The organism is Myroides sp. (assembly GCF_032073645.1).
GTDB lineage: Bacteria > Bacteroidota > Bacteroidia > Flavobacteriales > Flavobacteriaceae > Flavobacterium > Flavobacterium odoratimimum.
This window is the reverse complement of sequence record NZ_DAMANB010000001.1, coordinates 302,838-326,557: the sequence shown is the minus strand read 5'-3', so window position 1 is coordinate 326,557 and position 23,720 is coordinate 302,838. Positions and strand designations below refer to the sequence as shown.

Here is a 23,720-nt window from a genome sequence, read left to right as displayed (position 1 = left end):
AAAAACACCATCACAAAAAAACACCATCACAAAAAAACACCATCACAAAAAAACACCATCACAAAAAAACAAACCTACTATCAACTATCTTTTTTATTTAAGATACTTTGATTCTGTATCGAATGCTTTATCTTTGTGTCTTAACAACACAATCTAAAATATGCTAACAGAATTAAATGCTATTTCGCCTATCGATGGGCGTTATAGAGGTAAGACCAATGCACTAGCTAATTATTTCTCAGAAGAAGCATTAATCAAGTACAGAGTATTAGTAGAAGTAGAGTACTTTATTTCTCTATGTGAGCACAATGTCCCTCAATTAGCCAATGTCCCAAGTTCTATCTTTCCTGAATTGCGTAAACTGTATCAAGAGTTTACCACAGAAGATGCTTTGTGGATCAAGGAGATGGAGAAAACGACGAATCACGATGTGAAGGCAGTAGAGTACTTTCTGAAAAGCGCATTTGACATTTTAAAGTTAGAAGAGTATAAAGAGTTTATTCACTTTGGACTAACTTCTCAGGATATTAATAACACCTCTATACCTTTATTGACTAAAGAAGCATATGAGGATGTGTATAAACCATCTTTACTAACTGTTATCAATAGATTAAAAGAGTTGAGCATAGAGTGGAAGGATGTACCTATGTTAGCACGTACACATGGTCAGCCTGCTTCTCCTACACGTCTAGGTAAAGAGATTTACGTATTTGTGGAGCGTTTAGAACAGCAGTTAGCATTATTAGAGCAAGTACCTTTTGCTGCTAAATTCGGTGGTGCTACAGGTAACTTTAATGCCCACCATGTAGCTTACCCAAAACAAGATTGGAAACAGTTTGGAACTGACTTCGTAGAATTGACTTTAGGGCTTAAGCATTCTTTCCCGACTACACAGATAGAGCACTATGATCACTTCGCAGCATTCTTCGATGGATTAAAACGTATAAACACGATACTGATAGACTTAGATAGAGATATCTGGACGTATGTATCGATGGATTACTTTAAACAGAAGATTAAGGCAGGAGAGATAGGTTCTTCGGCTATGCCTCATAAAGTGAATCCTATTGACTTCGAAAATTCAGAAGGAAACTTAGGTATTGCTAATGCGATCTTTGAACATTTAGCTGCTAAGTTACCGATATCACGTCTTCAACGTGACTTGACAGACAGTACAGTGTTGCGTAATATAGGAGTGCCTTTTGGACATACGCTTATTGCATTTGAGTCTACATTAAAAGGATTGAATAAGTTATTGCTGAATGCAGATAAGTTTGCTCAAGACTTAGAGAATAACTGGGCTGTAGTAGCAGAAGCTATTCAGACTATCCTAAGAAGAGAAGGATACCCTAATCCGTATGAAGCATTAAAAGATTTGACTAGAACGAATACAGTGATTAATAAAGAATCAATGCATAATTTCATCGAGACATTAAATGTATCTGATGCGATTAAAACTGAACTTAAAGCAATCACACCAGCTAATTATTTAGGAGTAGATATTCTATCATAAGAATTTACTATAAAATGAATAAGCGAGTCTTTCGAAAGAAGGACTCGCTTTTTTATTTCATGGTTAGAACACTGTTTCTAGAATAGATAAATAAAAAACGGGCTACCTTAAGGCAGCCCGTTTCTATATATTGAATAATCTAATTCTTATAAGTGGATTACTTCACCGTAAGCATCAGCTACAGCTTCCATCACAGCCTCACTCATAGTAGGGTGTGGGTGCACAGCTTTAAGGATTTCGTATCCAGTAGTTTCTAATTTACGAGCAACTACAGCCTCAGCGATCATATCTGTAACACCAGCTCCGATCATGTGACATCCTAACCACTCACCATATTTAGCATCAAAGATAACTTTAACGAATCCATCAGGAGTACCAGCAGCTTTTGCTTTTCCAGATGCAGAGAATGGGAATTTACCTACTTTAAGTTCATAACCGGCCTCTTTCGCTTTAGCCTCAGTCATACCTACAGAAGCAATCTCTGGAGTAGCATAAGTACATCCTGGGATATTTCCGTAATCTAATGGCTCTACATGGTGTCCAGCGATTTTCTCAACACATAAGATACCTTCAGCAGAAGCTACGTGAGCTAACGCTTGTCCAGGTACTACGTCACCGATAGCATAGTATCCAGGTACGTTAGTTTGGTAGAAATCGTTTACTAAGATTTTATCTCTATCTGTAGCGATACCTACTTCTTCTAATCCGATGTTCTCGATATTCGTTTTGATACCTACAGCAGATAATAAGATATCAGCTTCTAATACCTCTTCACCTTTAGCTGTTTTTACATATGCTTTTACTCCTTCACCTGTAGTGTCGATACGCTCTACAGAAGAATTAGTCATAATGTTGATACCATTTTTCTTTAAAGAACGCTCAAATTGTTTTGAGATATCTTCATCCTCTACAGGAACGATATTTGGCATAAACTCAACAATAGTTACATCAGTTCCCATTGATTTATAGAAGTAAGCGAACTCAACTCCAATAGCTCCAGAACCAACAACAATCATTTTCTTAGGTTGTTGAGGTAATGTTAATGCTTGTCTGTATCCGATTACTTTTTTACCATCTTGAGGTAAGTTAGGTAACTCTCTAGAACGAGCACCTGTAGCGATGATAATATGGTCAGCAGATAGTTCAGTTACTTTTCCATCTTTGTCAGTAACGTCTACTTTCTTACCTGGTTTTACTTTTCCGAATCCGTCGATAACTTCGATCTTATTCTTTTTCATTAAGAATTGAACTCCTTTGCTCATTCCTTCAGCTACGTTACGAGAACGTGCGATAACAGCATTGAAATCTTTATCTACATCACCATTGATAGTCAATCCGTAGTCAGAAGCGTGTTTAAGGTACTCAAACACCTGTGCCGATTTAAGAAGAGCTTTCGTTGGGATACATCCCCAGTTTAAGCAGATACCTCCTAAATTTTCTTTTTCAACAACTGCAACTTTAAAACCTAACTGAGAAGCTCTAATCGCAGTAACGTAACCTCCAGGGCCACTTCCTAAAACAATAATATCGAATTTCATATATCTATATATTTCTATATTTTATGCTACGAAAATAATCATTTATTTCTGTTATTGAAACTTTCAATACGAAAAGTTGATAGGCTGTAACTAAGGTAATTGCAAGGAGTGTGGCTTATTTGGCTATTAAGACGTGACAATTATTATCAAAAAGGCAATATTGTTGATAATCTTTTAAAAAACTAGGAGAGAATAGCGTACTAAAAAATATTGAAATTTTAGAACAAAAGTATTTCTACTCTTCGGAAGTTTTCGTCTAATTCATTTTGGGTAGAGAAACCATTGTTATAATGAACAATAAAAAAGCGATAGATGTGGATCTATCGCTTCTGTATATTGAGCTATATTTGTTTGTTAAACTGTGACTCGTGTAGGTTTTTATAGTATCCGTTTTGGATTTCTAATAGGTCTTTATGAGTTCCTTTTTCTACTATTTTACCTTTATCCATTACGATAATTTGATCAGCGTTTACTATCGTTGCTAATCGGTGTGCTATAATGATAGACGTTCTATCTTTAGTTAGATAGTCAGTCGCTTTCTGTAGTAATTCTTCTGAATGTGTATCGATAGAAGAGGTAGCTTCATCTAGTATCAGAATACTAGGATTACTAACATACGCACGTAAGAAAGCGATCAACTGACGCTGTCCAGATGATAGCATGACACCGCGTTCCTTCACATTATAATCATATCCACCAGGGAGTTGTAAGATGAAGTCGTGTATCCCTATTTTCTTAGCAGCTTCGATGACAGTCTCTCTTGTGATACTCTCATCATGTAGCGTGATATTATTGTATATTGTGTCACTAAATAAGAATACATCCTGAAGTACCACTGCTACTTGTTTGCGCAGTGTAGCTAGTTTATATTCATTGATATTGACACCATCGATACAGATCGTACCACTGTCTATATCGTAGAATCTATTTAATAGATTGATGATAGTAGACTTACCTGCACCAGAACTTCCCACGATCGCAATGGTGCTACCAGCAGCTATATCTAGGTTAATCCCTTTTAGTACTTCTGTTCCTTCGATATAACTAAAGCGAACAGCTTTTAGTTCTATTTTACCATTAAACTGTGGGGCAGTGACTGTACCGCTATCGTCTATCTGTTCTTCTGTTTCTAATACTTCGAATACACGCTCTGCTGCGATAATCCCCATTTGCATGACATTGAACTTATCAGCTATCTGTCTCAATGGGTTAAATAGCATGGTGATCAACATCGTATAGGCGAATAAATCTCCGAAAGAAGTAAGGTTGTCTCCTTGTACGATAGACATCCCTCCATACCAAATCACAAAACCAAGAGTAAGAGAAGATACGATATCCGCTATCGGAAAGAAGATAGAGTTATACAGAATATTCTTTAGCCAAGCCACATTGTGTTTATGGTTAATCTCTTTGAATTTTTCGTATTCTATTTCTTCTCTCGTAAAGAGTTGTACGATCTTCATTCCCGTTAATCGCTCTTGTACGAATGTATTTAGATTAGATATCTGTGTACGTACTTCTTGGAATGCAGTTTTCATGTGTCGTTGGAACTCTCGAGTAGCATATAATAGAATAGGCATAGCTATCAATACGATACAGCTCAATTTCCAGTTCATATAGAACATGATACACAGTACCACGAACATCTTTAGTAAGTCACTGACGATCATAAAGAGTCCTTGACTGAAGATACTAGCGATAGATTCTATATCAGATACTGCACGTGTCACTAATTTTCCTACGGGTTCGTTATCGAAATAACGCATTCTGAAGTTGATGATTTTATCAAATAGTTTCTCTCGAATGTCTTTTACGATATCCTGTCCTAACCAGTTCGCCCAATAGGTAAAGAAGAATTGTGAAGATACTTCTAGTACGAGTACTAATCCCATCAGTAGGATATAGAGTAGCAACCCAGATTGATCTTGTTTCTGTACGTATTCATCTACAGTTATCTTTAGCATATACGGACGTATGGCAGCGAATATAGAAAGGGAAATCGCAAATACAACTACCCAATTAAATCGTTTTTGATACGGCTTAGTATATTGTAATAATTTCTGTAGAGGTAATGATTTTAGTTTTTTCATAAATAAGGGTAACTAACTTGAGTTAAATAAAGACCTTTTCCAGGTACAGAAAAGCCAGCTTTGCCTCTGTCTTTACTTTCTATTATCGTTCTGAAGTCATCTAGTGTTATTTTTTCATGCCCTACATTGACTAAAGTACCCACTATCGCTCTGACCATATTGCGCAGGAAGCGATTAGCAGAGATGGTAAATACTAGTCTGTTATCAGGTAGAATATCCCAATGTGCTTTATAAATAGTACAATTGAAGGTGAATACATCTGTATGTGTCTTAGAGAAACATTCGAAGTCTTCATACTCAAATAAGATTTGAGCAGCTTGATTCATTAATTCTACATTCAGCGGTCTAAAGTGGTAGTAGCTACCCGCATTACAAAACGCATCTTTATACTGATGAATGTGATACTCGTAGGTACGTGCTGTCGCATCAAAGCGTGCGTGGGCATCATCTGCTACCGTATGTATATTATAAATAACAATGTCTTCAGGTAAAAAAGAATTCATTCGTTGTACTAAAGAATCTTTGTCAAAAGGTAACTCGTGATCAAAGTGTGCATACATCTGTTTAGCATGTACTCCAGCATCTGTTCTACCTGCTCCCACTAGCTCTATAGGGATGCGTAGTAGAGTAGAGATAGCTTTAGTCAGTACTTCCTGTACTGATATAGCATCAGGTTGTAATTGCCATCCGTGATAATGTGTTCCGTTATATGCGAATTCTAAAAAGTATCTCAATGTAATTCTCTTTGTTTTGTAAAACGCAAATATACTTTAAAATCGGGACTAGGTAGTTGATGTTATTATAAAATTAGGAACTCATTTTTTGAATAGAAGAACAAATAACTAAGAAATGAAAGGGCTAGACGGATTACTATTGGTATTTAGTAAGAAGGCGGATTTTAATTTATTTAGGGCTGTATTGCTAGAATAGTGATCGTGGTTTGATGCCATAGTGGTCGCATAGTTTTAGCCCTTTTTTATGCGACCACTATGCGATCACTATCCGACCACTATGCGACCACCTCAAAAAACATCCCTTTTTCGACCTGTTATAATTATGTACTTAATATGTATAACTCTAGTGTGAACGGTGGATTAGGGAGATGGCTCTGATAAGTTTGCGTTGGTTATATTAGAAAAACTAGTTCTAAAGAGAGATCAATTAAATCGATCTGAAGTAAACAACGTTAAAAGCAAGAGATAGTTTAGAAATATGTTTATTTTTACGACTTGACTTGTTGTGACAAGTAACTAACCCAATTAACCTAACTATATTAATAATGAAAAAACTACTAGTATTACTGGGCTTGTGTATAGGCTCTTATGTACAGGCACAGGATTTTAATCAATATTTTGAAGACAAAACATTGCGTCTAGATTATGTATTCGGAGGAAATAACGAGAGACAATTTATCTTATTAGATGAATTAATTTCTTTGCCTTCATGGGCTGGGCGTACACATAACTTAGGAGAGAATGCCTTAAAAGGAAATGGACAAGTACGTGTATACGATGAGCAAACAAATACATTAATCTATACTAATAGCTTCAGTACACTATTCCAAGAGTGGTTATCTACAGAGGAAGCGCAGAAGAATACCAAGAGCTTTGAGAATGTATTCTTAGTACCGTTTCCGAAAGATAATGTGCGTATAGAATTAATCCTATTCGATGCTGATGGAAAAGAAAAAGATAAATTAGTACATCATGTAGATCCTAAAGATATATTAATCCATACTAAGGGAACTAAGGATGTGACTAAACATGAGTATGTACATAAAGCGAAAGACAATGCTAAGGCTATCAATGTAGTATTCGTTGCAGAAGGATTTAAGGAAGAAGAAATGGGGAAATTTATGGATGCTGTAAAGGTGTCTATAGAACAATTATTAGCACATAAGCCTTTCGATAAATTTGCTGATAATTTTAATTTTATTGCTGTAAAGAGTGCTTCTAAAGACTCAGGGGTAAGTGTCCCAAGACAAGGAGATTGGAAAAAGACAGCTGTAGAGTCTAATTTTGATACTTTTTATTCGGAGCGTTATTTGACTACGAACAGAATTAAGAAATTACACGATGTACTAGCAGGTATTCCTTATGAACACATTATCATTCTTGCGAATACAGATGTGTATGGAGGAGGAGGAATCTATAATTCTTATACATTGACGACTACAGGACATAAGGACTTTAAGCCTGTGGTAGTACATGAGTTTGGGCATAGCTTTGCAGGATTAGCAGATGAGTATTTTTACCCTAATGATGTGTTGAGTGATTTAATTTCTAATCAGACAGAACCTTGGGAGCAGAATATAACTACATTAGTAGACTTCGATAGCAAGTGGAAAAAAATGCTTAAAAAGGGAACTCCAGTACCTACATTAGAAAAAGACAGTAAAAAATACCCACTAGGAGTATATGAAGGACTAGAAGGACGCAAGGTGTATAAAGGTACGTTAGACTGTAGAATGAAAACGAATCAGTATCCAGAGTTCTGTCCAGTTTGTCAGAATGCAATAGAAGAATTAATTTTGTTTTATACAGAGTAATCATAGTATAGCCTCTCACTAAGAGAGGCTATCTTATTATAAATAGATAAAGGTGAAAAAAATATTATTATTATCGGATACACACGGCACTATAGATGAGTCTATCCTGAAGTATGTCAGACAGGCAGATGAGGTGTGGCATGCAGGAGATATAGGAGACTTAGTAGTGACTGATACCATAAAGGCGCTAAAACCACTTAGATGTGTATGGGGAAATATAGATGGTAAAGAGGCTCGACTAGAATTTTCTGAAGAGTTATTCTTTGAGTGTGAAGGGATGAAGGTCTATATGATCCATATAGGTGGATATCCAGGGAAATATAGAGCTAATGTAAGAGAGCGAATCAAGCAAGAGAAGCCTGCTATCTATATCTGTGGGCACTCACATATACTGAAGGTACAGTATGATCAGATGATGGGAGTACTACATCTAAATCCTGGTGCAGCTGGTATAAGTGGTTTTCATCAGGTGCGTACGATGTTGCGCTTTGTGATAGATAACGGAGCGATAAAGGATATGGAAATTATCGAATGGCCTAAAAACAAAAAAGCCGAACTCATATAGGTTCGGCTTTTTTAACGCACTAATAAACTAAGATGTTAGGTTTATCGTAAACGATCCACAGATTTTACGAGATCTTCATCCTTCTTAATGGCTCTGTTCGCTAAGACAAGGAACAGGATAGAAATAATAGGGAGGAACATCCCAATACCTTTCTCAGAAATAGCTTCCGCAGTTTCTCCAGATACTGTTAGCGCACGATATACAAATAATCCTAATAGTATAAAGTTTGATATTATATTCAATCTATTAATTACAAACTGTCTCTTTCTATTTTTATACCCCATAATAGCTACTACTGTAAGAGCAGTAGATAATCCGAATAGGATAGTAGATGAAGGCATCATCATGAAATAGATAGGTTCATTCGCACCATTTGTCCATAATGGGATGAAAAAAGGTAGTACTCCCATAATGATAAAGACAAGAATCAAATAAACAGTCTGTATTCTCTGTAACATAATTGTAAAAATGTATGAAGTACAAAAATAGTGTTTCTTTTTTATAAAAACCTATTGTTTATAAAATTTTATTCGTAATATTGCATCAGTACTGTCGTAAGTTCTTCATAATACGGCAATTCTATTTTAAATTTCCATTCTTATTTAAAATTACACAACTCAATATTTTTATAATCTATAAACATTTATATGTTTGAAATTTCCGAACTAAAAAAAATGAAGGTCGCAGATCTTCAGGAGATTGCTAAAAAAGCAAAAATTGCTAAGGTGGCTTCTTTGAAAAAAGACGAACTTATAGGGCAGATATTAGAACATCAACAAGCGACAAATGCAGAGGAGAAAAAAGCACCTGTAAAAGCTAAACCTGTGGATAAAGCTCCTTTAGAGGAAAAGAAGGCTCCTGCAGTAGCTAAAAAAGTAGCTGTGGATAAGGCTAACAATGATGTAAAAACAGATAAAACAGTTAAACAAAATACAACTCCTACTACTGAGAAATCAAGAAGACCGAGACTAGGTAAATCTAATGAGGATGAGGGGAAGGTAGAGAGTAAAGTGGAGCAGGCTTCTCGTGTATTAGCAGATAATACACAACGCAAAACAACTCACCAGAGAAATGAAGAAGCTCCTGCGAAACAAGAACAAAAGAAAGAAACCGTAAGTGAATCAACTGCTGAAGAAAAAGGAGGTTCTACAAACGAAAATAGAAGGGATTTCAAAAAGAGACAACCTGATAATAATAGACGTGATGGGCAAAAACGTGATTTCAAATCTCGTCAGCAACAATCACAACCTAAGAATAATGCTTCTACTGAAGTAACTAATGTTGCAGCAACAGATAGAGAGCCTGTAGCGAAAGAGGAAATATCTACTGTAGATAATACTGCTCCTCAACAGTCTGAAAACGACAATCAAAAAAGAAATAACAATCAACAGAATAGAAATAATAACAACAAAAAGAATAATTTCAGAGAACCTGATTATGAATTTGATGGTATTATAGAGAGTGAAGGGGTATTAGAAATGATGCCTGATGGATATGGATTCTTGCGTTCTGCGGATTACAACTATTTATCTTCTCCAGACGATATTTATTTATCTCAGTCACAGATTAGATTATTCGGTCTGAAAACTGGTGATACTGTAAAAGGAGTGGTGCGCCCTCCGAAAGAAGGAGAGAAGTTCTTCCCATTAGTAAAGGTGTTGAAAATTAATGGTCACGATCCTCAGTCTGTTCGAGATAGAGTATCTTTTGAGCATTTGACTCCTTTATTCCCGAATGAGAAGTTTAATCTAGATGCGAAGAGTAGTACTATTTCTACTCGTCTAATGGATATGTTTGCTCCTATCGGTAAAGGGCAACGTGGTATGATCGTAGCTCAACCAAAGACAGGTAAAACTGTTCTTTTAAAAGAGGTAGCGAATGCTATTGCAGCTAATCACCCTGAGGCATACTTAATCGTGTTACTTATAGATGAGCGCCCTGAAGAGGTGACAGATATGCAGCGTAGTGTGAATGCTGAGGTAATTGCTTCTACATTCGACGAACCAGCTGAGAGACATGTGAAGGTAGCTAATATCGTATTAGAGAAAGCAAAGAGATTAGTAGAGTGTGGTCATGATGTAGTAATCTTATTAGACTCTATCACGCGTTTAGCAAGAGCTTATAATACCGTACAGCCAGCATCTGGAAAGGTATTAAGTGGAGGGGTAGATGCTAATGCATTACAAAAACCAAAACGATTCTTCGGAGCGGCTCGTAATATAGAAAATGGTGGATCTCTTAGTATCATCGCTACAGCGTTAGTAGATACGGGGTCTAAAATGGATGAAGTGATTTTCGAAGAATTTAAAGGTACTGGTAATATGGAGTTACAGTTAGATCGTAAGTTGGCAAATAAACGTATTTTCCCTGCGATAGACATTACTTCATCTAGTACACGTAGAGACGATTTATTATTAAACGAATGGGAGCTTAAGCGTGCTCTTATGGTTAGAAGATATATAGATGATATGAACTCTGTGGAGGCGATGACATCTATCATTGACAATGTGAAAAATACTACGAATAATGACGAGGTATTAAAAACATTAAGCAAGTAAAAATAACCTGTATGTATATTGAAAAAGAGGACATTTATAATTTATAAATGTTCTCTTTTTTTTATAAATAGTTTCTTAATTGTTATATAAATGCGTAATTTTCAATACTAAATGTTTTGAGAATAAAACAAAAGTTGTTTCTTTGACTCAGTTTTAATGACAGAAGAAATGACGATATAAAGAGAAGATAGTAGTAGAATGCTGTATCGGTTTTTATCTAGTTGTTTTTTGTCAGAGTATAGGGTGTAAAAGAAGAAGATTATGTATGAACTAACAATATTTATAGTAGTAGCTATACTAGCCTATTTTATCGTTAGAAGGTTTTTCTCTATTAAGCGTTTTAATACCAAGGAAGAATATCTTCAGTATAAACGGGAACAAGAGGAATTGTTGAGAGAGGAAGAAGAGGAATGGGACGATGATTTAATCGATAAAAAGAGTTTTGACTTCTTATTTATAGGAGTTGTAGCAACTGTGTTATTTTTGGTCTGTGGTCTTTTTACAGGTAATCCATTCTATTTTGTTTTGATGATTTTCGTTATTACAGCGATATTATTCTTGCACTATTTTCCCTCTAAAGGAGATTTTTAAAGTTTTTGTTGTCACTAATACTGTCTGTGGTGTTAGATATAGACTCACTTTTGACGCGTTTTTCTCTTATAGATTCAAATAAATATTACCTGAGAAATGAAAGAAGCTAATGTTTTAGTAGAAAAGGTCAAATAAAAGAGATGTTAAAATTACTTTTTTTTAGATCATTAAACGATTAATAGTAAGAAAGTTAAAAAATAGAGGTAAAAATTAATTGATATTTTTTGATTGCTGAGTTTGTATTTACGGAATATCGTCCTATATTTGCACTCGCAATTAAGCAATAGGCCACGTGGCGCAACTGAATAGCGCATCTGATTACGGCTCAGAAGGTTGCAGGTTTGAATCCTGCCGTGGTCACTAAAGTCTTGATTCAAATCAAGACTGTGATAGAAATAAATAAAAGAATAATGGCCGCGTGGCGCAACTGAATAGCGCATCTGATTACGGCTCAGAAGGTTGCAGGTTTGAATCCTGCCGCGGTCACTAAAAGCTTCTCATTCGAGAAGCTTTTTTTATTTATATGTATTTTTGTAGAAGAATCTTTACTATAATGCGATGGCTAAGAAAGAAAACTATTTTAGATATTGGTGGAAGTCAAGTAATGAACATGGGGTGCATTCTCCATTTATATTTAATTTATTGACTAAAGGATTATATCCTAAAGATAGCAGATGGAGAGGGATGGCAAAGAAAGATGTTTTTATACTACGCATGCTAAATTACTATCAGCCTCAGTCTCTCGCCGTACATGGGACACTCTCTGTGGAGGTGGCTTGTGTTAAATCATTAAAAGAATCTTCTGATGCAGTAGATATGATCTATATGTCTAGTGTGAACGATATTGCTATAACTGATGTATGTACTCGTATGCATAATGATAGCGTCCTTGTGATTGATAGAAGAGAAGGGCGAGAAGAGATAGAGGCTTTCTGGGAGCAGATCGTGTTAGATGAGCGCTTCAGTGCTACGATCGATTTCTATTATTACGGTGTAGCATTTATTAGATCAGAACAATTAAAACAACATTTTATTCTACGTATGTAATTTGTTCTGTTAGATAGTTAGTAAGTAGATGTATTATTTCTAGTAATTTATTTATCTTAGAAGAGTCTTTCGGATTATTAGAAAAGATAATGAACTAAAAGCATAACTAAACTATCTATTATGTCTACTCATATTATTCAAGTAAAAGATATTAAACGCGATTTTAAATTGGGATCTGAAACAGTATATGTGCTGAAAGGTGTGAATTTAGAAATAGCAAAAGGAGATTATGTTGCTCTAATGGGACCTTCAGGAAGCGGTAAGTCTACCTTGATGAATATCTTAGGATGCTTAGATACGCCTACTTCCGGTAGTTATTACTTAGATGGTAAAGATGTTAGTGCTCTAAAAGATGATCAATTAGCAGAGATTCGTAATAAGCATATTGGTTTTGTATTCCAGACTTTTAATTTATTGCCTAGAACGACTGCGTTAGATAATGTGGCATTACCTATGGTGTATGCAGGTAACTCTAAAGCAGAACGCAATGCTCGTGCAAAAGAAGTGTTAGATCAGGTGGGATTAAGTGATCGTATAGATCACCATCCTAATCAACTCTCAGGAGGGCAGAGGCAACGTGTAGCTGTAGCTCGTGCTCTAGTAAATAAACCAGCTATTATATTAGCTGATGAACCAACAGGAAATTTAGATACTAAGACTTCTGTTGAGATTATGAGTCTATTCGATGAAATACATGCGAATGGAAATACGGTTATACTAGTAACACATGAAGAAGATATAGCTGCACATGCACATCGCATCATCAGACTTAGAGATGGAGTGATAGAGAGTGATGAACGTATTAAGTAGATCGTAGTTCTTAGAAAGTTATTTTTATGTGTTATTAAGGTTTATCTTATATCAATAGATCTTTGATTAGAAATAATAGAGATTTCGTTAGAGAATAAGCTTTAGACATTTCTTTTTTTGTTGTACTTTGTGAGTTAATTAAACCAAGAACAATATTATGAAAGTATATACAAAAACTGGAGATAAGGGAACAACAGCATTATTTGGTGGTACACGTGTGCCAAAACATCACATCAGAATAGAAAGTTATGGTACGGTAGATGAATTGAATTCATATATCGGTTTAATTCGCGATCAAGAGATAAATCCCTTGTATAAAAAAGTATTGATAGAGATTCAGGATAGATTATTCACTGTAGGAGCTATATTAGCTACTGATCCAGAGAAAGCAATTTTGAAAAATGGAAAAGAAAGACTAAATATTCCAAAAATAAGTGTGGCTGATATAGAGCTATTAGAAAATGAAATTGACCGTATGGAAGATTCATTACCACAGATGACTCATTTCGTTTTGCCAGGTGGACATACTACTGTGTCATATTGTCATATCGCAAGATGTGTTTGTCGTAGAGCAGAGCGTTTGTCAGTGAGTCTGAATGAGTCAGAGCCTGTAGACGAGTCAGTTTTGAAGTATTTAAACCGACTTTCTGACTATCTTTTTGTGTTGGCACGAAAGTTGACTTTTGATTTACAGGCTGAAGAAGTGAAATGGATTCCAAGAAAAGAAGACTAAAAAAGTGTTATTTTTCTTAAAATCTGTAGATTTTAAAAAGCTACGTTCTTGAAAACAGCTGAAATAAATAAAAAAAAGCTTGATAATTTCATAATAAAAATTATTTTTGCATTAAAAATTTAAAACGAATAGAGATGTATTGGACATTAGAATTAGCATCTTACCTAAGTGATGCTCCATGGCCTGCGACGAAAGATGAGCTTATTGATTATGCAATTAGAACAGGTGCTCCTCTAGAGGTAGTAGAAAACCTTCAATCTATAGAAGATGAGGGAGAAATCTATGAATCAATGGAAGAGATATGGCCAGACTATCCGACTGACGAAGATTACCTTTGGAACGAGGATGAGTATTAAGATATAGATAAGAAAAAAGCCTCTAAAAAGGCTTTTTTTTTATTTAATTTTACGATTTGACAGTAATAAAAAAATAAACCACATAAATTTATGAGTATCATAAACAGCATATTAAAGGTGTTTGTTGGAGATAAATCAGAAAGAGATATCAAAGACATCAAGCCTTTAATTGAGAAAATAAAAACGTATGAAGGAGCTTTATCTAGCCTTTCAAACGATGAACTAAGAGCGAAAACAATTTACTTCAAAGAAAAGATACAGCAATCTAGAGCAGATCAAGATGCTAAAATCGCTTCTTATAAAGAAGAAATTGAGAAAACGCAAGATATCGATAAGAGAGAGTCTATCTACGCTAGCATTGATAGCTTAGAAAAAGAGGCTTATAACAACTCTGAGAAATTGCTATTGGATATTCTACCAGAAGCATTCGCTGTAGTAAAAGAAACAGCTCGTCGATTCAAAGAAAATGAAACAGTAATCGTTACTGCAACAGAACAAGATAGAATCTTCGCAGAGACTAAACCTTATGTGACTATCGTAGATGATAAGGCACATTGGGCGAATACATGGTCTGCTGCAGGAAAACAAGTTACTTGGGATATGATCCACTACGATGTACAGTTAATCGGGGGAATCGTATTACACCAAGGTAAAATTGCTGAGATGCATACAGGGGAAGGGAAAACGTTAGTAGCAACTTCACCATTGTACTTAAATGCATTAACAGGAAATGGAGTTCACTTAGTAACAGTGAATGACTACTTAGCAAAACGTGATAGTCAGTGGAAAGCTCCATTGTTTGAGTTCCACGGAATGACTGTTGATTGTATTGATAATCACCAACCAAACTCTCCAGGTAGAAAAGCGGCTTATGCTGCGGATATTACATACGGTACAAATAACGAATTCGGTTTTGACTACCTACGTGATAATATGGCACATACGCCAGAAGAATTAGTACAGAGAAAACACAACTTTGCAATCGTGGATGAGGTGGATTCTGTATTAATTGATGATGCTAGAACGCCATTGATTATTTCTGGACCTGTACCACAAGGAGATCGTCATGAATTTAATGAATTAAAACCAGAAGTAGCTAACTTAGTAGAGATGCAAAGAAAGCTAGCTAATGGATTCTTAGCAGAAGCTAAAAAATTAATTCGTGAAGGAAATACTAAAGAAGGTGGATTCTTATTGTTTAGAGCATATAGAAGTTTACCTAAGAATAAAGCGTTAATTAAGTTCTTAAGTGAAGAAGGAGTAAAACAATTACTTCAAAAAACTGAGAACCACTATATGCAGGACAACAATAGAGAAATGCATAAAGTAGATGAGGCGTTATACTTCGTGATCGAAGAAAAGAATAATCAAGTACAGTTAACTGATTTAGGTATTCAATTCTTATCAAAAGATACAGATCAAAACTTCTTCGTACTTCCAGATATTGGTGTTGAAATCGCTAAGATAGAAGCACAGAATCTATCTAAGGATGAAGAGGCTGAAGCAAAAGAAGTATTGTTCCAAGACTTCGGAGTGAAAAGTGAGCGTATCCACACTTTAAGCCAGTTATTAAAAGCTTATACTCTATTCGAAAAAGATACTGAATATGTAGTAATGGATAACAAAATTATGATCGTAGATGAGCAAACGGGACGTATCATGGATGGTCGTCGTTACTCAGATGGATTACACCAAGCTATCGAGGCTAAAGAGAATGTGAAAATTGAAGCAGCTACTCAAACATTTGCTACAATTACATTACAGAACTACTTCCGTATGTATAACAAACTAGGAGGTATGACTGGTACGGCGATTACAGAAGCAGGTGAGTTCTTACAGATTTATAAATTAGACGTTGTAGAGATTCCTACGAATAGAGGTATCGCTCGTCATGACAAAGAAGATAAGATTTATCGTTCAGTACGTGAGAAATTTAAAGCAGTAATCGAGGATGTGGTAGAGTTATCAAATGCTGGACGTCCAGTATTGATCGGTACAACATCAGTTGAGATTTCTGAGTTATTAAGTAGATCATTGAAAATGCGTGGTATTAGACACAATGTGTTGAATGCTAAATTACATAAACAAGAGGCTCAAATCGTAGAAGAAGCAGGACAATCAGGTATCGTAACTATTGCTACAAACATGGCAGGTCGTGGTACAGATATTAAGCTTTCTCAAGAAGTAAAAGACTTAGGAGGTCTTGCTATCATCGGTACTGAGCGCCATGACTCTCGTCGTGTAGACCGTCAGTTAAGAGGTCGTGCAGGTCGTCAAGGGGATCCAGGTAGTTCACAGTTCTATGTGTCACTAGAGGATAACTTAATGCGTCTATTCGGATCTGATCGTGTAGCTAAATTAATGGACAGAATGGGATTAGAGGATGGAGAAGTAATCCAACACTCTATGATGACAAAGTCTATCGAAAGAGCTCAGAAAAAAGTAGAAGAGAATAACTTCGGTATTCGTAAGCGTTTATTAGAATATGATGACGTGATGAATGCACAACGTGAAGTAATCTATAAACGTAGAAAGCATGCCTTATTCGGAGAGCGTCTTAAAGTGGATATCGCGAATATGATGTATGACCTATGTGAGCGTATTGTAGAGACTAACAAATTAGCTAGTGACTATAAAAATTACGAATTTGATATTATCCGTAATTTCGGTACGAACAATGTGGTTAGTGAAGAAGAGTTTGCAAAAGGTGATGTAGTTGCTATCGCTAATAAGCAATACGATATCGTTTATAATGCTTATGCAGATAAATGTAAACGTAGTGCAGCAGAAGCATTTAAAGTGATCAAAAATGTTTATGAGAACAATGCAGGTCAGTTTGAGCGTATTGTAGTTCCTTTTACAGATGGTGTTAAAACGATTAATATCGTAACTAACTTAGAAGAAGCTTATGCAACAGAAGGAATGTCATTAATTAATGATTTTGAGAAAAACATTACTTTGACTATTCTAGATGAGGCATGGAAGAAGCATTTAAGAAAAATGGATGAATTAAAGCAATCTGTACAGTTAGCTGTACATGAGCAAAAAGATCCATTGTTGATCTATAAATTCGAAGCATTTGAGTTATTTAGAAAGACTATTTTCGAGATTGATTCAGAGGTAATGACATTCTTGACTAGAGCAGATTTGCCACAACAAGAACAACCAGCAGAAGAGGTATCTGAAGCTTAAAAATAGATATGTCATAATAAGATGATATATGAAATAAAAAAGACGTGTTTTAACCACGTCTTTTTTTGTTTCTATAGATTTTGTAGTTAGGAATATTAAATGGTTTTATACAGTGCTAAATGAGTAAATAAGGAGTGCTCTGGTATGTGGAAATAAAAAAGGATTGACGTACGTCAATCCTTTTTGTAATTTTAAATATCTCGGAATATTACTTTTCAGTAGTCATTTCTAATTGGAAAACTAAATCAGTGTTAGGAGGGATAGGACCAACTCCACGTTCTCCATAAGCTAAATGAGAAGGGATAAAGATAATCGCTTTGTCTCCTATTTTCATTTGCTCTATTCCTTCAATAAAACCTGGTATTAAACCTGTTTTAGTACCATATTTAAAAGGGATAGGGATGTATTGGTTAGCGTTAGCTCTTCTTTGATCAAAAGTACCGAATAGCTTAGATAATTCTTCATTACTTGAATCAAACATAAGTCCGTTTTCAAAGAATCCTGCGTAGTCAATCATTACATCTTGCCCGATATTAGGTTTTTTACCTTCTCCTTCATTAATGATAACGTAAGATAGACCTGAGTGTGTTTTAGTAGCTTTTGCTTTTAATTCTGCGAATTTAGTAGCGTATTCTTTTTGGGCACCTTCTACTTTGTCTGCTTGATCTTTTTTAGCTTTGTCAGCGTCTTCAAAGTATTTTTTAAACACTTTGACTGCGTTGAATTTTTTAGCTTCTTTTCCTACTCTAATGATTTTTACAGACTCCATTTTGTCTCCTTGAGTGATAGCATTAACTATATCAAGACCTTTTACAGTATATCCAAAAACTGAATGCATTCCATCTAAATGTGGAGTAGCTTTATGTGTAATAAAGAATTGACTTCCGTTTGTAAAAGGACCGCTGTTTGCCATAGATAAAGTACCTGCTTTATCATGTTTTAAACTTGGGTCAAATTCGTCTTTAAATACATATCCTGGTCCACCAGAACCTGTACCTGTAGGGTCTCCACCTTGTATAACAAAATTAGGTTCTACTCTGTGAAAGGCGATACCATCAAAATAAGGTTTGTCTTTATATTGTTTGTCCACAAAAGGGTTATTACCTTCTGCTAATGAAACGAAGTTAGCAACTGTTACTGGTGCTTTCTCATATTCTAGTTCAACAACGATATTACCTTTTGATGTTTTGATATCAGCATATAAACCATCAGGTAAATCTGTCTTAGCTGAAGTACAAGAAGCAGCTAATGCTACAATACTTAGAATTAAACTTGTCATTTTTTTCATATTATTTTAGTTACTTTTTTCTATTGATTTTAAATCTATAGTGAATATTAATGGTTGATTTTTACCTATTTTGTTTCTGTCGCCTAGATAGCTGTATGCTAATATAGAAGGGCTAAGTACTTTGATAGACTCATTTTTCTTCATGAGCTTGATAGAGTGTCTTAATATAGGAAGGATGTCTTCTTTATCAACTATATAAGATAGTACTCCGATGTCATTAGAAGAATATAATAAACTGTCTTGTAAAGTGCTTATTTCATAAGTGTACATGACAGTATTACCTTCTGAAGGTCTGATAGAGTCATGTATTTTTCGTTCTTGATAGCTGTACCAAAAACCGTTTTTAGAATTGATATATGTATTATCTTTATCTGTTTCTATGTATTGGCTTATGAGTTCTTCTTCACTTTTAACCATATCCATATTTTTCAAAGCAGAGCTTTGTATAATGCTTTCTTTTGACTTTGATATCGGTTTTCTTGCTTCTTTATCTTGATTACAACTAGTAGCAAAAACAGCAAATAATGCTATACTTAGAAACTGAATAGATTTATACATAGAATTCTTTTTTATGCTTTTTAATGATGTCTGTAAATCGAGTTATTGTATCTTCTAAAGATAGTGTAGATTTACCACCTGCGGCATTTACATGCCCTCCACCTTCGAAATATTTACGTGCTAGTTGGTTCACGTCCATATTGCCTTGTGATCTTAGTGATATTTTTACAATGCCTTCATCTTTTCTTTCAATAAAGAAAAAGGTTAGGTCAATCCCTTTAATTGATAATCCGTAGTTAACAAAACCTTCTGTGTCTCCTTTTTGATGTTGGAACTCGTTAAGTTCTTTATCAGTCAGATATATATATGATGTATTGTATTCAGGTAATATTACCATGTTTTGGAGTGCTTTACCTAATAATTGTAATCTGTTGTAATTACTGTTGTCAAATAAAGCATTGTGTATAGCAGGGTTGTCTATTCCTTTGTCTATCAATTCTGCTACAACACGGTGAGTGTTGGCATTTGTTTTAGGGAACCTAAAAGAACCTGAGTCAGTTACAATACCTGTGTATATACATGTAGCAGCATCTTTATCAACTAAATGAGTTAGTTTTAATGCTTGTATAATAGTGTATAGAAGTTCGCATGTAGACCCAAACTCTGGATTAGAGAAGGTTAATGTAGCATAGTCACCGGGCATTTGGTGGTGGTCTATCATTACAAATGGAGCAGTCATCTTTTCAAGAACTTTTTCCATATCCTCCCCTGTTCTTAATAGAATATTAAAGTCTAAAGTGAAGATATAGTCACTAGAAGAAAGAATCTGATTAGCTAATTCTCTTTTTTTATCAAAGATGATAATGTTTTCACTAGCTGGCATCCAGGCAAGGAAGTGTGGAAAATCATTAGGAGATATAATATATGCGTCATGTCCTAATGCTTTTAAAATATGGTACAACCCTAATGTAGAGCCAATGGCGTCACCATCAGGATTTCTATGAGGGATAATACTTATCTTTTTTGGCGAGCTTAAAATAGATTGTAGTTGCTCTATATATTTTTCATTCATCATGTTGCGAAAATACATTATTTTAAGAATATTAAATAATGATATCTAAGTTTAAATGATAAAAAGTTACGTTAAAGAATGAATGATATTATTGAGCTAATGCTTTTAGTTCGTTTTTGTCTTTTAGAATAATCTTTTTACCAGATAATTCTATTATACCGTCCTTTTTAAGCTCTGATAATAAGCGAATACAGCTTTCTGTGGCAGTACCGACCATATTAGCAAGATCTTCTCTTGATAATTGGATATTCAGTGCATTATTTTCTGGATTAATACCACCTACTTCCTCAAGTTTTAGAAGTATAATAGCAAGACGCTCTTTAACTGTCTTGTGAGTGTGATCAGCTAAGCCTTTGTCTGCATCTTTTAAGTGGTTACAGATGTCTCTTGTTACAAGTAAAGAGAATTTATTGTTATCTGTGAAGTATTCCATCATTTCTTTCTTAGGAATAAAACAGATTTGCATATCTTCAATCGCTGTTGCAGTAAGATTAGATGTCTCTTCATTAATGATAGAGCGTTGTCCTAGAAGGTCTCCATTCTTAGCAAGCTTAACAATTGTGTCTTTACCATTAGAGTTGAGTTTTGTTAATTTACAAAAACCGTCCTTGATACAAAATACACCATTAAGGTTATCACCTTCACTGAAGATGGTTTCCCCTTTCTTTACGATAAAGTGAGTTTTAGTTTCAGATATTGTTAAAAGCTCTTCTCTAGTTAATGCTTTTAGAGAACTAAATTCTCTAATAATACACTGTTCACATCTGCCCATGACCAAGTAGTTTTTGTTAAAATAACTCTACAAAGATAGTGATTTTTTATGATAAATGTCATATATTCTCCATTATTAAACGTAGACCTTTGGTATAGGTAAAATGAGCAATAAATTATGGATAAAAATAAGTGTTATCACTGTGGTAATGAGGTGACAACCTTTAACCGCATTGACTTCGATGATAAAGAATTTTGCTGTAATGGGTGTAAGACAGTTTATGAGATTTTTAGCGATAATGATTTAAGCTGTTATTATGATATGGAGACTACTCCAGGGGCTACTCCAGAAGAAGCAAATGGTAAATATGATTTTTTAGAGAAAACAGAAATTATTAACAAACTCCTAGAGTTCAATGAAGGAGCAACTAATATTGTTTCTTTATATATCCCACATATTCACTGTAGTTCTTGTATCTGGATATTAGAGAATCTGCACAGACTAAATGACGGTGTGATTCGAGTATTGGTTAATTTCCCTGAAAAGAAAGCAACAATTACATTTAATTCTGAAAAGGTATCTTTAAAAGAGTTAGTTCTTCTACTAACGAAGATAGGTTACGAACCTTATATAAGTTTAAAAAATTATGAAGATAAGCCTCAGGCTATAGATAGAAGTTTAATTTATAAAATAGGGATAGCATTTTTTAGTTTTGGAAATGTTATGATGCTTTCTTTCCCAGAGTATTTTAATATTGATGATATCTGGATGAGAGAATATAAGGATTTTTTTAGATGGCTTATATTACTTATTTCTTTACCCGTATTTTTTTATTCTGCTTCTCCTTACCACTTGGCTGCTTGGAAAGGGATTAAAACAAAAAATTATACCATAGACATTCCTATGTCTTTAGGAATTATAGTGATGTTTATTCGAAGTACGATAGATATTATATTTGATTTAGGCCCAGGTTTTTTTGATAGTATGACTATGTTAGTCTTCTTTATGTTGTTAGGAAAACTGTTTCAACAACGTACTTATAACTTCCTATCTTTTGAAAGAGATTATAAATCCTATTTTCCTATTGCGATTACTAAAATTGGAGAGGATGGAGTAGAAGAACCTATTCAAGTCTATGAGGTTGTAAAAGGGGATCGTCTTCTGATCCGTAACCAAGAACTAGTACCTGTGGATTCAATATTGATTTCAGAATCAGCTTTTATTGACTATAGTTTTGTAACAGGTGAAGCTGTTCCTGTAGAAAAGAAATCAGGAGATAAAGTTTTTGCAGGAGGAAAACAAGTGGGAGACGTTATTGAGATAGAGGCAGTGAATACTGTTTCTCAAAGTTATCTAACTCAGTTATGGAGTAATGATGTCTTCCAGAAAAAAGTGGATATTAAGTATAAAACTATTACGGATACGATTAGTCATTATTTTACCCCTGTATTATTGCTGATTTCTATATCTGCTTTTATAGGTTGGGCTTTTGTGGATATCAATGCCGCTTTTAATGTGTTTACAGCTATTCTAATCGTTGCTTGTCCTTGTGCCTTAGCTTTGACTGCTCCATTCACTTTAGGTAATGCTATCCGTATTTATGGTAGAAATAAGTTCTATTTAAAAAATGTTACTGTCGTAGAACAAATGGCAAAGGTGAATACTATTGTTTTTGATAAGACAGGTACTATTACTACTAATGCAAGTTCAACTATACAGTATGTCGGAGAGGAGTTATCTAAAGAAGAACAAGGCGATATTAGAAATATTATTAGAGCATCTAATCATCCCTTGAGTAGAAAACTGTATAACTTTTTGTCTACAAAGGTGGTTGTCAAACCTGAGTTATTTGAAGAAATACCAGGAAAAGGACTGTTGGGTACGATAAACAAAAATAGTTATCTAATAGGATCTCCTAGTTTGTTAGGGATTCAAAGTGAACAAGTGTTAAATGAAACATCAGTTCATATCCAAATTAATGGGGAGTATAAAGGGAAGTTTGTATTTGCTAACCACTATAGAGAAGGCGTTACAGAATTGTTTGATAATTTAACAAATATCGGATATAAATTAGCTATTCTTTCAGGAGATAATGATGGTGAGAAAGAAGTGTTAGAAAAGTTGCTTCCTAGTTCTACTTCGTTGGTTTTTAATCAGAAGCCAGAAGAGAAATTAGAATATGTCAAAAGATTGCAAGAAAATGGGGGGAATGTAATGATGGTTGGAGATGGATTAAATGATGCAGGAGCATTAGCTCAAAGTAATGTAGGAGTGTCTGTTTCTGAGAATGTTAATGTGTTTACTCCAGCAAGTGATGCCATACTAGATGCTAAGATGTTTAAAAGCTTAAAGTCATTCTTAAATTATTCAAAGAAATCTGTTAAAATTATCAAATTAAGTTATATCTTAGCTTTAAGCTATAATGTGATTGGTATAACGGTTTCTATAATGAATAAAATGTCTCCATTGGTAGCGGCTATATTAATGCCCATAAGCACTGTTTCTATAATCAGCTTTGTAACGATCATGAGTAATTACTTTGCAAAGAAGATTATAAAGAAAGATTAAGATAAAAAGCTAAATATGATAGTTATCATGTTTTAAGGCAT

At 34.6% G+C, this 23,720-nt stretch carries 19 protein-coding genes and 2 tRNA genes; 13 read left to right on the top strand and 8 right to left on the bottom strand.

Annotated elements, in window-relative coordinates; translation table 11 throughout:
• Positions 1-160 precede the first annotated feature (160 nt).
• Entirely contained in the window at positions 161-1,513 is a 1,353-nt protein-coding gene (gene purB, locus RT228_RS01535; RefSeq protein ID WP_006257124.1) for an adenylosuccinate lyase, read from the top strand.
• Between the two features lie 146 nt (positions 1,514-1,659).
• Here the strand turns inward: purB and lpdA are convergent, their stop codons facing one another.
• From lpdA to truA, 3 genes are all read right to left on the bottom strand, one after another.
• Entirely contained in the window at positions 1,660-3,051 is a 1,392-nt protein-coding gene (gene lpdA / locus RT228_RS01530; RefSeq protein WP_006257123.1) for a dihydrolipoyl dehydrogenase, read from the bottom strand.
• Between the two features lie 341 nt (positions 3,052-3,392).
• The gene (locus RT228_RS01525; RefSeq protein WP_006257122.1) at positions 3,393-5,141 is read right to left on the bottom strand and encodes an ABC transporter ATP-binding protein; all 1,749 of its coding nucleotides are present in this window, start codon (positions 5,139-5,141) and stop codon (positions 3,393-3,395) included.
• Entirely contained in the window at positions 5,138-5,875 is a 738-nt protein-coding gene (gene truA, locus RT228_RS01520; RefSeq protein WP_006257121.1) for a tRNA pseudouridine(38-40) synthase TruA, read from the bottom strand. The genes RT228_RS01525 and truA overlap by 4 nt, the downstream gene beginning before the upstream one ends.
• 545 nt (positions 5,876-6,420) lie before the next feature.
• Between truA and RT228_RS01515 the strand changes: the two genes are divergently transcribed.
• Positions 6,421-7,689 (top strand): M64 family metallopeptidase, encoded by a 1,269-nt coding sequence (locus tag RT228_RS01515; RefSeq protein ID WP_006257119.1) that lies wholly within the window; start codon positions 6,421-6,423, stop codon positions 7,687-7,689.
• A 52-nt stretch (positions 7,690-7,741) separates the two neighbouring features.
• Positions 7,742-8,254 (top strand): metallophosphoesterase family protein, encoded by a 513-nt coding sequence (locus tag RT228_RS01510; RefSeq protein WP_006257118.1) that lies wholly within the window; start codon positions 7,742-7,744, stop codon positions 8,252-8,254.
• A gap of 41 nt (positions 8,255-8,295) precedes the next feature.
• Here the strand turns inward: RT228_RS01510 and RT228_RS01505 are convergent, their stop codons facing one another.
• Positions 8,296-8,712, bottom strand: coding sequence for a DUF4293 domain-containing protein (locus RT228_RS01505; RefSeq protein WP_006257117.1), 417 nt, complete (start codon positions 8,710-8,712; stop codon positions 8,296-8,298).
• Positions 8,713-8,901: 189 nt separating this feature from the next.
• Here RT228_RS01505 and rho point away from each other — a divergent pair, with 189 nt between their 5' ends.
• From rho to secA, 9 genes are all read left to right on the top strand, one after another.
• Complete coding sequence (gene rho / locus RT228_RS01500) at positions 8,902-10,812, top strand: transcription termination factor Rho (protein WP_006257116.1); 1,911 nt, start codon at positions 8,902-8,904, stop codon at positions 10,810-10,812.
• A gap of 261 nt (positions 10,813-11,073) precedes the next feature.
• Positions 11,074-11,403 (top strand): hypothetical protein, encoded by a 330-nt coding sequence (locus RT228_RS01495; RefSeq protein ID WP_006257115.1) that lies wholly within the window; start codon positions 11,074-11,076, stop codon positions 11,401-11,403.
• Between the two features lie 286 nt (positions 11,404-11,689).
• Positions 11,690-11,763: transfer RNA gene (locus RT228_RS01490), tRNA-Arg, on the top strand.
• A gap of 52 nt (positions 11,764-11,815) precedes the next feature.
• A tRNA-Arg gene (locus RT228_RS01485) sits at positions 11,816-11,889 on the top strand.
• Between the two features lie 72 nt (positions 11,890-11,961).
• Positions 11,962-12,450: a hypothetical protein gene (locus RT228_RS01480; protein WP_006257114.1), complete on the top strand. Its 489-nt coding sequence runs from the start codon at positions 11,962-11,964 to the stop codon at positions 12,448-12,450.
• A 120-nt stretch (positions 12,451-12,570) separates the two neighbouring features.
• On the top strand, positions 12,571-13,260 hold the full coding sequence (locus RT228_RS01475) for an ABC transporter ATP-binding protein (protein ID WP_006257113.1): 690 nt from the start codon (positions 12,571-12,573) through the stop codon (positions 13,258-13,260).
• Between the two features lie 157 nt (positions 13,261-13,417).
• Positions 13,418-13,993, top strand: a complete 576-nt coding sequence (locus tag RT228_RS01470; RefSeq protein WP_006257112.1) for a cob(I)yrinic acid a,c-diamide adenosyltransferase — start codon at positions 13,418-13,420, stop codon at positions 13,991-13,993.
• A gap of 134 nt (positions 13,994-14,127) precedes the next feature.
• Complete coding sequence (locus RT228_RS01465) at positions 14,128-14,349, top strand: DUF2795 domain-containing protein (protein WP_002986941.1); 222 nt, start codon at positions 14,128-14,130, stop codon at positions 14,347-14,349.
• A 90-nt stretch (positions 14,350-14,439) separates the two neighbouring features.
• Positions 14,440-17,541, top strand: coding sequence for a preprotein translocase subunit SecA (gene secA, locus RT228_RS01460; RefSeq protein WP_006257111.1), 3,102 nt, complete (start codon positions 14,440-14,442; stop codon positions 17,539-17,541).
• A gap of 208 nt (positions 17,542-17,749) precedes the next feature.
• On the opposite strand, the gene RT228_RS01455 is transcribed toward secA, so the two are convergent.
• The 4 genes from RT228_RS01455 to RT228_RS01440 form a co-directional block, all read right to left on the bottom strand.
• The gene (locus RT228_RS01455; RefSeq protein WP_006262988.1) at positions 17,750-18,829 is read right to left on the bottom strand and encodes a peptidylprolyl isomerase; all 1,080 of its coding nucleotides are present in this window, start codon (positions 18,827-18,829) and stop codon (positions 17,750-17,752) included.
• A gap of 6 nt (positions 18,830-18,835) precedes the next feature.
• Complete coding sequence (gene gldI / locus RT228_RS01450) at positions 18,836-19,387, bottom strand: gliding motility-associated peptidyl-prolyl isomerase GldI (RefSeq protein ID WP_006257109.1); 552 nt, start codon at positions 19,385-19,387, stop codon at positions 18,836-18,838.
• Positions 19,380-20,402 (bottom strand): DHH family phosphoesterase, encoded by a 1,023-nt coding sequence (locus tag RT228_RS01445; RefSeq protein WP_006257108.1) that lies wholly within the window; start codon positions 20,400-20,402, stop codon positions 19,380-19,382. Before RT228_RS01445 ends, gldI begins: the two co-directional genes overlap by 8 nt.
• An 85-nt stretch (positions 20,403-20,487) precedes the next feature.
• Complete coding sequence (locus RT228_RS01440) at positions 20,488-21,171, bottom strand: Crp/Fnr family transcriptional regulator (protein ID WP_006257106.1); 684 nt, start codon at positions 21,169-21,171, stop codon at positions 20,488-20,490.
• 117 nt (positions 21,172-21,288) lie between these two features.
• Between RT228_RS01440 and RT228_RS01435 the strand changes: the two genes are divergently transcribed.
• On the top strand, positions 21,289-23,679 hold the full coding sequence (locus RT228_RS01435) for a heavy metal translocating P-type ATPase (protein WP_006257105.1): 2,391 nt from the start codon (positions 21,289-21,291) through the stop codon (positions 23,677-23,679).
• Positions 23,680-23,720 lie beyond the last annotated feature (41 nt).

Bases quoted from the DNA above. Each gene is read 5' to 3' on its own strand.
- purB (WP_006257124.1), top strand. From the start codon at position 161: ATGCTAACAGAATTAAATGCTATTTCGCCTATCGATGGGCGTTATAGA.
- lpdA (WP_006257123.1), bottom strand. From the start codon at position 3,051: ATGAAATTCGATATTATTGTTTTAGGAAGTGGCCCTGGAGGTTACGTT.
- RT228_RS01525 (WP_006257122.1), bottom strand. From the start codon at position 5,141: ATGAAAAAACTAAAATCATTACCTCTACAGAAATTATTACAATATACT.
- RT228_RS01515 (WP_006257119.1), top strand. From the start codon at position 6,421: ATGAAAAAACTACTAGTATTACTGGGCTTGTGTATAGGCTCTTATGTA.
- RT228_RS01505 (WP_006257117.1), bottom strand. From the start codon at position 8,712: ATGTTACAGAGAATACAGACTGTTTATTTGATTCTTGTCTTTATCATT.
- rho (WP_006257116.1), top strand. From the start codon at position 8,902: ATGTTTGAAATTTCCGAACTAAAAAAAATGAAGGTCGCAGATCTTCAG.
- RT228_RS01495 (WP_006257115.1), top strand. From the start codon at position 11,074: ATGTATGAACTAACAATATTTATAGTAGTAGCTATACTAGCCTATTTT.
- RT228_RS01480 (WP_006257114.1), top strand. From the start codon at position 11,962: ATGGCTAAGAAAGAAAACTATTTTAGATATTGGTGGAAGTCAAGTAAT.
- RT228_RS01475 (WP_006257113.1), top strand. From the start codon at position 12,571: ATGTCTACTCATATTATTCAAGTAAAAGATATTAAACGCGATTTTAAA.
- RT228_RS01470 (WP_006257112.1), top strand. From the start codon at position 13,418: ATGAAAGTATATACAAAAACTGGAGATAAGGGAACAACAGCATTATTT.
- RT228_RS01465 (WP_002986941.1), top strand. From the start codon at position 14,128: ATGTATTGGACATTAGAATTAGCATCTTACCTAAGTGATGCTCCATGG.
- secA (WP_006257111.1), top strand. From the start codon at position 14,440: ATGAGTATCATAAACAGCATATTAAAGGTGTTTGTTGGAGATAAATCA.
- RT228_RS01455 (WP_006262988.1), bottom strand. From the start codon at position 18,829: ATGAAAAAAATGACAAGTTTAATTCTAAGTATTGTAGCATTAGCTGCT.
- gldI (WP_006257109.1), bottom strand. From the start codon at position 19,387: ATGTATAAATCTATTCAGTTTCTAAGTATAGCATTATTTGCTGTTTTT.
- RT228_RS01445 (WP_006257108.1), bottom strand. From the start codon at position 20,402: ATGATGAATGAAAAATATATAGAGCAACTACAATCTATTTTAAGCTCG.
- RT228_RS01440 (WP_006257106.1), bottom strand. From the start codon at position 21,171: ATGGGCAGATGTGAACAGTGTATTATTAGAGAATTTAGTTCTCTAAAA.
- RT228_RS01435 (WP_006257105.1), top strand. From the start codon at position 21,289: ATGGATAAAAATAAGTGTTATCACTGTGGTAATGAGGTGACAACCTTT.